Genomic DNA, 10,963 nt, shown 5'->3' with positions numbered 1-10,963 from the left:
GGCTGATGGGGCATTGCGGGAAGTGCCGGATCGACCGAGATCGGACTTTGAGGCGTGGCCGGACCGGGACTCTGATCTGTACGATTTCCTTCCCATGGCCTTCGTCCGGCCCATCCTGCTTCCCGAATTGAGTAAGGAGCCGGCCAACCGCGAAGTCTTGGTTCCATGCTTCGAGTTCATCGAAGGATTGGCCAGTAATGAAGATGAATACATTCAAGGAGCTCTATATTTTGAGGTTTACGAACAATTCCTCAGGGGGCGTGATGTGCTGGCCAAGGCCCTCGAGTTCAGCCTCCCCGTAACCCGTTCAAGCGTCATTCGTATGTTGACCGAAAATTACCCGGAAACGTTCAGGGAATTCAACCTAAAAATCTGACAACGTCGGTTGATAATAACTCACACCAATCCCGTGCATAGTGATCAGGACTGCCGCAATAGCGGCAATTTGACAGCTGTCAGCAAGAGATTCCAGACGCGCATCATGGAGCGCTGGGCATCTGGACAAGCCGCGCTCGCCATGGCCGCCGTCGACGCCCATTCCGGCTATTGGGGGATCCGTGGGGCCGACGCCAGCGCACCAGCAGCTTCTTGGCACCGGTGCACTGCGGAGCCGCAGCCTCAACCGCCAAAAAGGATCAAGGTCCGGGCCGCCCGACCAGCGACGCAAAACGCCTGACGGTCCATCAGAGCGAGCGTCAAATGAGCGTCACGAGCCCTATTTCAGCGTCAAGATATCGCCCCGTAACGCCCACACTGCACATAATGTGCACGCACAAAACCGCAGGTCAGGCGCCCTTTGTGGCAGGAAACAAGTTGGCACCGCTGAGGGGATAGCCAAGTGCATCCCAATTCGCCTGACAAGGCCGTACAGAAACGACCTATGAACCGTTCCGGGTTTGATCGAGGCTCGATCTTTTGGAAGGATCGAGTGCGTTATGGCGAAGCAATATCCGAAGGAGCTCAAGGAGCGGGCCGTGCGTCTGGTCCTGGAGACTCGTGATCAGTACAAGACCGAGTCCGCGGCGATCCGCTCGATCGGAGCGAAGCTCGACATCGGGCCGGAGTCCTTGCGGAACTGGGTGCGGCAGGCAGAAGTCGACGCCGGTGCCCGGACCGGGACCACAACCGAGGAATCCGCCCAGCTCAAGGCCCTGAAGAGGGAGGTCGCCGAGCTGAAGCGGGCGAACGAGATCCTCAAGGCTGCGGCAAGTTTCTTCGCGGCCGAGCTCGACCGGCCACACACACGCTCGTAGCGTTCATCGACGAGCACCGGGACCGCTTCGGCGGAGTCGAGCCGATCTGCAGGACGCTCACCGAGCACGACTGCAGCATCCACCCGTCCACCTACTACGCACACAAGAAGCGCCCACCGTCGGCCCGTGCCATGCGGGACGCGGAACTGGCACTCCTGATCGTGGAGATCTTCCGGGACAACTACAGCGTCTACGGAGCCCGCAAGATCTGGGCCGAACTGAAACGGCAAGGTCATCAGGTGGCCCGGTGCACCGTCGAGCGCCTGATGAAGGCCGAAGGCATCACGGGAGCGGTGCGCGGGAAGAAGATCGTCACCACCAAGGCGGACAAGGAAGCAGAGCGGGCCCCGGACCGGCTGGGCCGGCAGTTTGTGGCCAGCGCCCCGAACCGGGTCTGGGTCGCAGACTTCACCTACGTGGCCACCTGGTCCGGCACCGTCTACGTCGCCTTCGTCGTCGACACCTTCTCCCGCCGGATCGTCGGCTGGTCCGCCGCGACGAACAAGCAGACACCGCTCGTGCTGTCCGCACTCGAAATGGGCCTGTGGCAGCGCGACCGCGCGAACACCCCAGTCATATGCACCGCCGACTCCACGGTGAGATAGGCCACGTCCCGCCAGCCGAATACGAAGCCGTCCACTACCAACAGCAGACAAATCTGCAGGTCACAGCCACAATCTAGAGTCTCTACCGAATCCGGAACGGTTCACTGTGCCCCGCCCGATGACATCGGGCGGGGCACAGTGGGAGCCTTCACGCGGGCGGCGTCAGCCGATGGCGTGGTGGGGACTTGCATGTGTCAGGTGGCGGACCTTCGGTCGTGGCCCATCACCTGGGGGTGCTCGCTCGGGAAGTTCGCCGGCATGCCCGGGATGTCGATGGTCCGCCGGTAGGTGGCGGCCAGGAATTCCACGACACCCATCTCGAACTCCGACCAGTCCCCGTTGCGACCGAAGACGACCACCGGCCACGCATCCGGATCGGGGGAGTTCATCTTCCAGTAGAGCTGGTCCCCCGAGTAGGACTCACCCCAGCACAACACACCACCGGGCTCGGGGTACGGAGCGTATCCCTCGGTCTCGTCGATTTCCCAGAGGTCCCTGAGGATCTCTGAGCTGTACCGGCGACCGGCGACGAAATTCGTCTCGAACCCGGGCGCCGGGAGCGCCACCGACAGAAAGTCATCGATGACCAGCGTGGGATACGCCTCCGCCAGGACGCGGTAGTCCGCGGGGAGCGCCGTACCCAACCCGCCTTCCAATGCCGCCCAGTCCACACGGCGAGGCGATCCCGCTCTCCACCGCGTCATCGTGGGGAGCGCCGCCTCCAGCTCTTCAATCCTCAGCATGTGGTCTGCCAATCCTGGACGTTCTTGATGGTGGTGGCTGAGAACAACTGACCCTCCTTCGTGGACGCGGTCATCGTAATGCTCTCCGCGAGGCCGCCCGCGTCCGCATAGTTGACCTTTCCGGCGTATTGCACCCAGTTACCGGCCTTCAGCTGCTTCTCCATCTTGATCTCGCAGCGTCTCATACCGCTGGTGTTCATCCGAGCGAACCCCGTGAACAGATTCTCTTTGGACCAGACACCGCCGACCTTGTCGCCGATGATGTGCGAGCGGTGGTAGATGGGATTGTCGTTGGAGTCCAGGTTGTTGCCCTCCGGGAACCCGTACACATTCACCGTCCCGCCGTCGCTCCTCTTCGCGCCCACGGGCTTGTAGTCGCTCGGGCAGAGCAGTGCGCTCGCTCCTTGAGCACGGCCTTTCTCGTCCGTCGGCTGGTACTGGTGACGCTCCTCCTTGGGCTGGGAGTCACACCGCTCCTTGTTCTCCGTGTCGTTGTCGGAGCCCGAGTCACCGCCCGGCCGGCCCCTGGGGGCAGGGGCCGGCGTCGGCTCGTCCTCTTGACCGGCATCTTCGATGGCCCCATCGATGGCCTCACCGGCCTCCTGGGCCGCCGTGACCACTACCGCGGTCGTGACCGTGGCCACCACCGTGGCGGCGATGATCTCCACGGCGGGGATCGCTATCAGGATGAGCGGGAAGAAGTGCCCGTCGATCTCGACGTTGCTCACCGGGTTGCCGCCGGTGAAGGCGTAGCGGTTGCCGGTGAACGGGTCGCTGCCGAGGCTCATGTCGGCGAGGGCGCCGTTGTACATGTCCCGCGAGGTGAAGCGGTTCAGGCCCGGGCTGTAGTCGCGGAAGCCCATGTCGTAGGTTCCGCTAGCGGCGTCCCATCGCTTCGCGTTGAAGCGGTAGGAGTTGTACATCTCCTTCTCGGGCTGGGCGGCATCGGGCTTGTCGATGCCGGTGAACTCGGAGGTGTCGTCGCTGCCGTAGGCCGTGTACCCGTACGTCGACGCGGTGTTGCCGTTCTTGTCGGTGAGGGTCTCGGCGTCGGTGTGGCCGTTGTAGCCGTAGACGCCCAGGTCCTCGGTGCCGTCGCTGTTCTGCTTGATCTGCGACAGCCGCTCGCCCCACGGGCTGTACTGGTAAGACGTGGTGATCTCACCGGCTACCCGCTCGTCGAGTATCTCCCCGGACATGCCGAGGTAGTTGAAGTCGGTGGTCTTGGTTCCCTCCGTCTTGGCCGTGGTGCGGTCCAGCGGGTCAAAGGCGTACTTGGTGGTCCGCGACGTCCCGTCGGGCTGCGCCTTGGTGTGCTCAACGACATGGTCGAAACCGTCGTACGTGTTGTCCGCCAGGACCTTGCCGCCGGACGTGACGTTGTCCATGCGGCCGTAGGCGTCGTAGTTGTACGTCTGGAGGACGCCGCCGGTGGTCGCGTTCAGCAGCCGGTTGCGGTCGTAGGTGAAGCTGGTCGTCGTGCCCTTGAGGTTCTGGCTGATGACGTTGGCGTTGTCGTCGTGGACATACGTCTCCGTGCCGGCGCCGTTGCCCGCCTTGGTCATCTTCGCGAGCCGGTTGGCCGGGTCGTAGGTGTAGTCCGTGGTGGAGTCGAGGTACGCCGAGTGGTTGTCGGCGTTCATCTTCTTCGAGACGTCCTGCGACTTATTGCCGTTGGCGTCGTAGCCGTAGGTGTGCGAGGCGACCAGCGTGGTGCCGTCGGCCTTGTTCTCGACGGTGCTCCTGAGAGTCCCGTTCAGGTAGTAGCCGTAGTCGACCGTGTTCTTGTTGGCCTTGGTCTCCTTCAGCCGCTCGCCGCGGTCGTTGTAGGTGTACTCGGCGATCTTCGGGCCGGCGTCCGATGCACTCTTTCCGACCTTGACCGTCTTGACGAGGTCCCGCAGGTCGTAGGTGTACTGCGAGTACTGGTCGGGGTGAGTAACGGTCTCCGGCTGGCCGTTGGCATCGTAGGCGTACGAGGTGGACTTCTTCTCCTGGCCGGCGAGCGCCTCGGTGACCTTCTGGACCTGGTTGAAGCCGTCGTAGGTCATCGTGTACGCGTCGACCTTGGTGCCTGAAGAGGTGTCGTCGATCGACGTGGTGTTGCCGTTGGCGTCGTAGGCGTACGCGAAGGACCTGCGCTCCGTGCCCGCGGACGGTGCGTCCGAACGGGTCTTCAGCAAACCGTCCTGGTAGTACGTCCAGTTCATCGTCCGCGACGCCGTACCGCCGGCCGAGGTCAGCGTCCGCGAGGCCTGCTGTCCCATCGCGTCGTAGTCGTATGCGGTGCGGATGTCCCATGGGTCGAGGGCAGTCTTGGGCCAGCCGTTGTCCCAGTAGGTGTAATCGGCGTCGTTGCGGACCGTCTGGCCCTCCGAGGGCGGTGCTGAGACCTTCTTGACCCGTCCCACCTCGTCGTACACGGTCTGCGTGTAGACGTTCGGGCTGTTGTAGCGGGAGTCCGCCGGGTCGTACGGCAGGTACGCCTTGACCGGCCGGTTGAGCCTGTCGAACTCGGTACGGGTGGCGAAGTCCTCGCTGTTGGAGGTGTTCGCACCGCGGGGAGAGACGACCTTGGTGCGGTTGCCGACCTGGTCGTACTCGAACTTGGTCGTGCGGACCGTGGTTCCCAGGTAGGGAACCCGCTGCTCGGCTACCGCGCCCCGCTCGTCGTAGACGGTCTCGGTCTTGTTGCGCTCCGGGTCCGTCGTCTCCTTGGGCTTCGAGTCGCGGTCGTAGCCGATGGTGGTGTACTTGCCGGCGGCATCCGTGACCTTGACGACCCGGTGGTTCAGGTCGTAGACGGTCTTGGACGTGTAGTCCGTCGTATCGGCGGTGGCGTTCTTCTTCGGGTCGCCGACCGTGACCAGGTTGCCGACGTTGTCGTACTCGTAGGAGACCTTGTCGCCATCCGAGTTCAGCACGGAGCTGATCTGATAGGTCGCGTCGTAATTGTTGGTGGTGACGTAGTCCGTCAGGTCGGCGGTGGTCGCTGAGCCCTTCGGCTCGGTCGATGACTTGAGGTTGCCGACCTTGTCGTAGGTGTAGGTGCTCTTCCGACCGGTGGTGACGTTGTTGGCCGGGGCGCTGGCCTCCGTGATCAGGTCGTTGCCGTCGTAGACCGCCTCGGAGACCGCACCGTTCGGCGCCGTGGACTTGGTGATGTTGTCGTTCGCGTCATAGGCCGGTGCCGGCGTGGTGATGAAGAGACCCGCGGCCTGGTCCTTCGGGACCGTGCTGACGAGCGGGCGGCCGAAGGTGTCATACGTCTGCGTCTTCGACTTGTTGAGCGCGTCGGCGACCTGGGTGACCTGGCCGCGCTCGTCGTAGACGTACTTCGCCGCGTGCGACTCGGGATCGGTGATGGTCTTCGGGTAGCCGACCTCGTGGTAGTCCGAGTTGACGGTGGCGTTGCCGTTGGCGTCGGTGGCCTTGGCCAGCTGCCCGAAACCGTCGTAGTCGTACTTCGTGGTGTAGTCGTCGGCGGTCGACGATGCCACGCCCTTGGGGTCGGTGACCGTCTTCACATTGCCGAAGGAGTCATAGCCGAACTGCCAGGTACGGCCCTCCTGGGAGGTCTTCGTGAACAGGTCCGCGGAGTACCCGTCCAGACGCGTCTGGTACAGGTACTTCGAGGAGTTCGGCAGACTGCCGTCGTTCGCCGGGTTGCAGTAGTAGGTGGCGATCAGCTGCTCGGACGTCCAGGACTTGGTCGTCTCCGCATCCCACTGCCGCAGCGGATAGCCGGTCTTCTGGTCGAAGCAGAAGGCCGTCTTGGCGCCGTTCGCCTCCTCCAGATACGTGACGTTGTTGTCGGCGTCCCAGTTCATCTTGGCCGGCTCGGACTTGGCGTTGGTGACCTGCACCTGCCGTCCGAAGTCGTCCGTGACGTAGTCGGAGGCGTGCGCCTCGGCGTCCGTCACCTTGGTGTCCGTGAACTTGTTGTTTGCGGCATTCACCTGGTACGCGAAGCCCGTGTTCCCGTTCCGCCGGTCGGTGACCGCCTTGGTCCACCAGTGGTACTTCGGGTCGTCGCCTGCCTTCGGCTCGTTGTACGCCATGTCGGTCGCGTTGCCGCGCGGGTCGGTGGCCTTGACCAGCTTGACGTTCTTCTTTCCTTGGACGGCGTCATAGGTGAACTTGAAGACCTTCGGCGCACCGCTGGTCGAGCCTTCACCATCGATGAACTGCCCGAGCAGGCCCTCCTCGGTGTAGTAGAAGGAGACCTTGCGGCCCGAGATGTCCGTCATGGACTTCACGTGGTCGTAGATCTTGGAGTTGTTCAGGTTGGTGCCGGTGACCTTGGCGCCGGTGGCATCGATGTACTCGTAGGTCGCGTCACCCTTGCTGTAGTAATCGAGCGTCAGCGTCTGGCGGCCGGCCGGGTCGGTGACATACGCGAGGAACTTGACCGGCTTGCCGTGGGCCTTGCGCTCCTCGTAGGTGAACGACTGCGTGTTGCCGTTCTGGTCCACGGCCGACGTCATGTATCCGTCGCAGCCGAACAGGAACCGGGTACCGTCCGGACGGGTCATCGTCCAGGCGTCCGGGATCGGGTCCTTCGCCGGCGTGCAGTCCAGGTTCGCCTTCGGGGCGAGCTTGTAGTGCACACCCGCCGGGGCCTTCCAGCTGCCGTCCGGCTCCTTGCGGAAGACGTGCGTCGTGCCGTCGCCGTCCGGGAGTCTGATCTCGGTCGGGTTCGACTTCGGGTGCAGCTCCAGCGGCGCACCCATCCGGATGGGCCCGGCCGCCTGCCCGGACCAGCCCGCGCCGAGCACCGTGTCCGAAGTGTCCAGCGAGTTGTAGGAGAAGCGGGCGAAGGTATTCAGACCGCGGCCCGGGTTGGTGAACGCGTTGTACGACCACACGGCGTTACCGGCCGCGAGGTTGTTCATCACCGTGGAACCGGCGCCGGTGTTCTTGCCGGAGTAGGCGTAGAACTTCTCCAGGCCGATCTGGTTAGAGGTGGGGTCCTCGACCGCGACGTTCTGCTTCAGCGACGGAATGCCGCCGGTACCGGCGGACAGCCAGCTGCCGTCGGAGATCTTACGGACGTCCCAGCCCAGCACATAGTCGGTGCGCTTGTTCCCCGAGTCCGAGTTGATCGGCGTCGATACTTGCGCCTTGATGGTCGCAGACTTGCCCGGCAGCAGCGCCGGGATTGCCGTCTTCAGCTGGTTGCCGCCGGTCGTGACATCCGTGCCGTCGGGCAGTTTCCAGGTGTACGACAGCTCGCGCTCACCCGCCGCCCACGCCGCTGCGGTGGTGTTGGTGACCGTGAAGTCCACCGTGTAGGTGGAGTTCGGGGTCATCCGGGCCGGCGTCTGCGGCGCGTAGTACGTGTCCTCCGTCGTCGCATCCACGTAGATGACCTGCATGTACGGACGCAGCTGCGGGTCGGCGGCCTCGGCGTTCAGGAACAGGGTGCGCTCTTGCGGCCCGGTGCCCGACTCGTCCTTCAGCTTGACCGCAACGCCCTTGTTGGCGATCGGGGTCTTCACCCAGGACTGCATGAGGCCGGTGGCGTCCCACCAGTGCCGGCCGACGTCTGTGACCTGGGTGACGGTGTCGGAGACGGTGGCGGACATGTCGCCGCCGGCCGTGGTCCAGGGGGTGGTGGCGGTGGCGTTGTTCCAGGTGGCGGTGGTTTCGGTGAAGTCCTTGGTCAGGGAGTGGAGTTCGTAGATCGCGCCGTTGGTGTCGGTGGTGGACTCGGCGCCCCACATGTACATCTTGTTCTCCAGCACCGTGGCGGTGCTGGGGATGGCGGTGGTGGGGAACTTCAGTACGGCGCGTGTCTTGCCGTACGTGGTGGAGTTGTTGCCGACGCTCAGCCAGCTCTGGCCCACGCCGAAGGACTGGATCGTGTCCTGGTTGACGGTCGGCTGGGCGGAGGAGAGCGTGGTGTCGGTGACGCCTCCCTGGCTGCCCTGGATGATTTTCATCGTCCGGCCGGCCTTCGGAATGCCCACCACGCGGGTCGGTGAGCCGAGCAGCTGCCCGTCCGTGGTCTTGACCGCGAGCTGGTAGTAGTACGACTTCTCGATCTCCGCGGAGGAGGAGTCCGGGGTCGGTACCGCGGTGGTGTCCGTGTAGGCGGTGGCGGCCTTGTCGACCGGCGCAACCAGGGTCGCCGCGGACGGCGTGAAGACCTGCTGGGTGGAACGGTGCAGCTGGTACTCGGTAATGTCCAGGCTGGTGTCACCGGTGGAGTTGGTGTACTTCGGCCAGGACAGTTCGGGGCCCGTGGAGTGCACCACGGTCGGCGAGTTGAGCGAGGTGCCCACCTTGCCGTACGTCACCGTCAGCCGCGGGATCGTCGAGGTCTCACCGCCGTAGGCGCTGCCGTCGCCCGCCTCGTAGCGCGGACCGCCGGTCAGGGTGCCGGCCAGGGTGTCGTCCTTGGCCTGGAGCACGAAGCCGTAGTTGGCGGCGGTGCCCGACACCCACTTCTGGACGGTGTCGGTGACCGCGAGATTGTGCCACTGGTTGTACTCGCCCGTGTTCTTCACGATCTGGGCGGGGTTCACCAGGCGGATCGAGTCGGCGAGGGTACGGGTGGTGGAGCTGCCCGTGTCACCGAGGACGATCTTGCCGGTGTTGCCCTTGGCGAAGTACCGCTCGGTGGTGTCCAGCGCCTTCCAGGTGCCGGCCGTGCCGGTCTGGTTGAGCGTGTAGGAGTTGACCCCGTCCCGGTGGGTGACCGTGTACGGGGCGGCAGTGGCCGCGTCCGAGGCCGCCGGGTAGTGCGCCTCCACCCGGTACGAGGCGGTCTCCGCGACCTGGGGCTGCCAGGTGTAGGACTCGCCGGTCGCGGTGTTCTTGTTGTACGCGAAGTCGTCGTTGGTTGCCGCCCCGCCGGTCGTGGTGCCCCGGGGCCACTCACCGACCGCCGCCGTGCCCGCGTCTCCGTCGTCGATCGAGGTGGTGGTGCCGGACAGCTCGCCCACCAGCGCGCTGGTGTTGTTCCAGGTCGCCGTCGTCTCGTCCCAGGTGCCGGTCGCCCGGTGCGCCTCGATGGTGACGTCGTTGGCGTTGGTGGTGTGCGCCTGGTCGAAATACATGTTCAGGCGCGCGGAGTCGACCTTCGTGCCCGCCGGGATCTCGGTCAGCGGAAACTTGATCAGCGACCGGGCGATGCCCGTGTCGGTCTTGCCGGCCGACAGCTTCCAGGAGCTGTTGAAGTTCACCGCGGGCTGGTCAGACATGACCATCGTGTCCTGCGAGGCCGTCGGCGACGGCGCGATGGTGATCGTCGGGTCGATCACCACCGGGTACTGGCGCTGCTTCGCCGCGAGCCACTTGGCGTCCGGCGTGACGGTCAGCTTCCAGTTCTTGCCGTCGCGGGTGAGCTTCTGGCTGACCTCGGTGGAGTACGTGCCCCCGGTCGGCGACCGCCGGTCCTTTTTGGCGTCCGTCATGTAGGGCGCCGGGATCACCATCACCGGGGTGTTCGGCAGCTCACCGTAGAGGGCGACCGAGCCGTCCTTGCGGGCCTTCGGCGTCAGCCCGTCGGTATTCAGCGTGAAAGTGTACGCCACCGGGCCCGACGGAGCCTGGGCCAGGACGATGTTCTCCTTGACCTGCCCCCGGCCCACCCGGTACTGCAGATCCGCGCCGGACACGGCGTCCTGGTACGTGACCGTGTCGCCCTTGGCCTGCGGCTTCAGTGACTTGCCGGCGCCCTTCAGGCCCATCGTGACCGAGCGGCCGTCCGGCGCCTTGAAACGCAGCAGCCTCTCGGCGTCCGAGCCGAACCAACTCTGACCGGTATTCGCGGTGTTCGCGAAGTCGAAGCCCTTGGTCTTCGTCGAATGAAGCGCGGTGTCGATCGGCTTCCAGGACTTCCCGGACTTGTACGAGACCGGCACGGCCGCCAGGTCGGCCTCGACCCGGCCGTCCGACATCTGCCAGAACCGCGCCTGCGCAGTGCGCCGCTCCGTCAGCTCCTTGACCCGCTTGGGCTTCGGCAGCTTCTTGCCCTTGGGCAGCTTCTGCCGGCTGGGTATCTCCAACTGACCGCCGGTGGGCGGCTTGTTGTCGTCATCGTCGTCGTCGGAGAACCAGCTTTTGAAGGTGTCTACGACCCCCTTGTCATCGCCGGTGGACGATGAAGCCGGGGCCGCATACGCGACCTGCGGAAGCAGCGTTCCCGCCATCGCCGAGACTATTAGACAGGAGACATATCTCCTGTACGGAACTTTCACGCCTGCACCTTTCGATTTCCGCGCACAATTTGCGCGCACACGAATGCCATAACCGAATGGACGAGACGCGAAATCAAGGCACACCACTGGTCAGAGGCGCACCGAGAGACGCCTCCCACCAACCCAGACCAGGGGCCGACCGTGGCAGCGTGATT

The 10,963-nt window shown here is 64.6% G+C and carries 5 protein-coding genes; 3 read left to right on the top strand and 2 right to left on the bottom strand.

Annotated elements, in window-relative coordinates:
• The 3 genes from ABCR94_RS30125 to ABCR94_RS30115 form a co-directional block, all read left to right on the top strand.
• A partial coding sequence (locus tag ABCR94_RS30125) for a hypothetical protein (RefSeq protein WP_347123586.1) occupies positions 1–376 on the top strand: 376 nt, incomplete at its 5' end.
• A 559-nt stretch (positions 377–935) separates the two neighbouring features.
• Positions 936–1,253, top strand: a complete 318-nt coding sequence (locus tag ABCR94_RS30120; RefSeq protein ID WP_347123584.1) for a transposase — start codon at positions 936–938, stop codon at positions 1,251–1,253.
• 5 nt (positions 1,254–1,258) lie between these two features.
• A complete protein-coding gene (locus ABCR94_RS30115) occupies positions 1,259–1,858 on the top strand; it encodes an IS3 family transposase (protein ID WP_347123631.1) in 600 nt (199 codons plus the stop codon).
• Between the two features lie 194 nt (positions 1,859–2,052).
• Here ABCR94_RS30115 and ABCR94_RS30110 read toward each other — a convergent pair whose 3' ends face one another.
• Both ABCR94_RS30110 and ABCR94_RS30105 read right to left on the bottom strand, forming a co-directional pair.
• Complete coding sequence (locus tag ABCR94_RS30110) at positions 2,053–2,601, bottom strand: SMI1/KNR4 family protein (protein ID WP_347123583.1); 549 nt, start codon at positions 2,599–2,601, stop codon at positions 2,053–2,055.
• A complete protein-coding gene (locus tag ABCR94_RS30105) occupies positions 2,595–10,760 on the bottom strand; it encodes a DNRLRE domain-containing protein (RefSeq protein WP_347123582.1) in 8,166 nt (2,721 codons plus the stop codon). The genes ABCR94_RS30110 and ABCR94_RS30105 overlap by 7 nt, the downstream gene beginning before the upstream one ends.
• Positions 10,761–10,963 lie beyond the last annotated feature (203 nt).

The sequence above is a fragment of the Streptomyces changchenzhani genome (genome assembly GCF_039766235.1).
Lineage (GTDB): Bacteria > Actinomycetota > Actinomycetes > Streptomycetales > Streptomycetaceae > Streptomyces.
Note: the sequence above shows the minus strand (reverse complement) of the source record. Positions and strands in the feature narration are given on the sequence as shown.

What these genes read in the sequence shown, in the direction of transcription:
- ABCR94_RS30110 (WP_347123583.1), bottom strand. Translation starts at nt 2,601, where the DNA reads ATGCTGAGGATTGAAGAGCTGGAGGCGGCGCTCCCCACGATGACGCGG.
- ABCR94_RS30105 (WP_347123582.1), bottom strand. Translation starts at nt 10,760, where the DNA reads ATGGCGGGAACGCTGCTTCCGCAGGTCGCGTATGCGGCCCCGGCTTCA.
- ABCR94_RS30120 (WP_347123584.1), top strand. Translation starts at nt 936, where the DNA reads ATGGCGAAGCAATATCCGAAGGAGCTCAAGGAGCGGGCCGTGCGTCTG.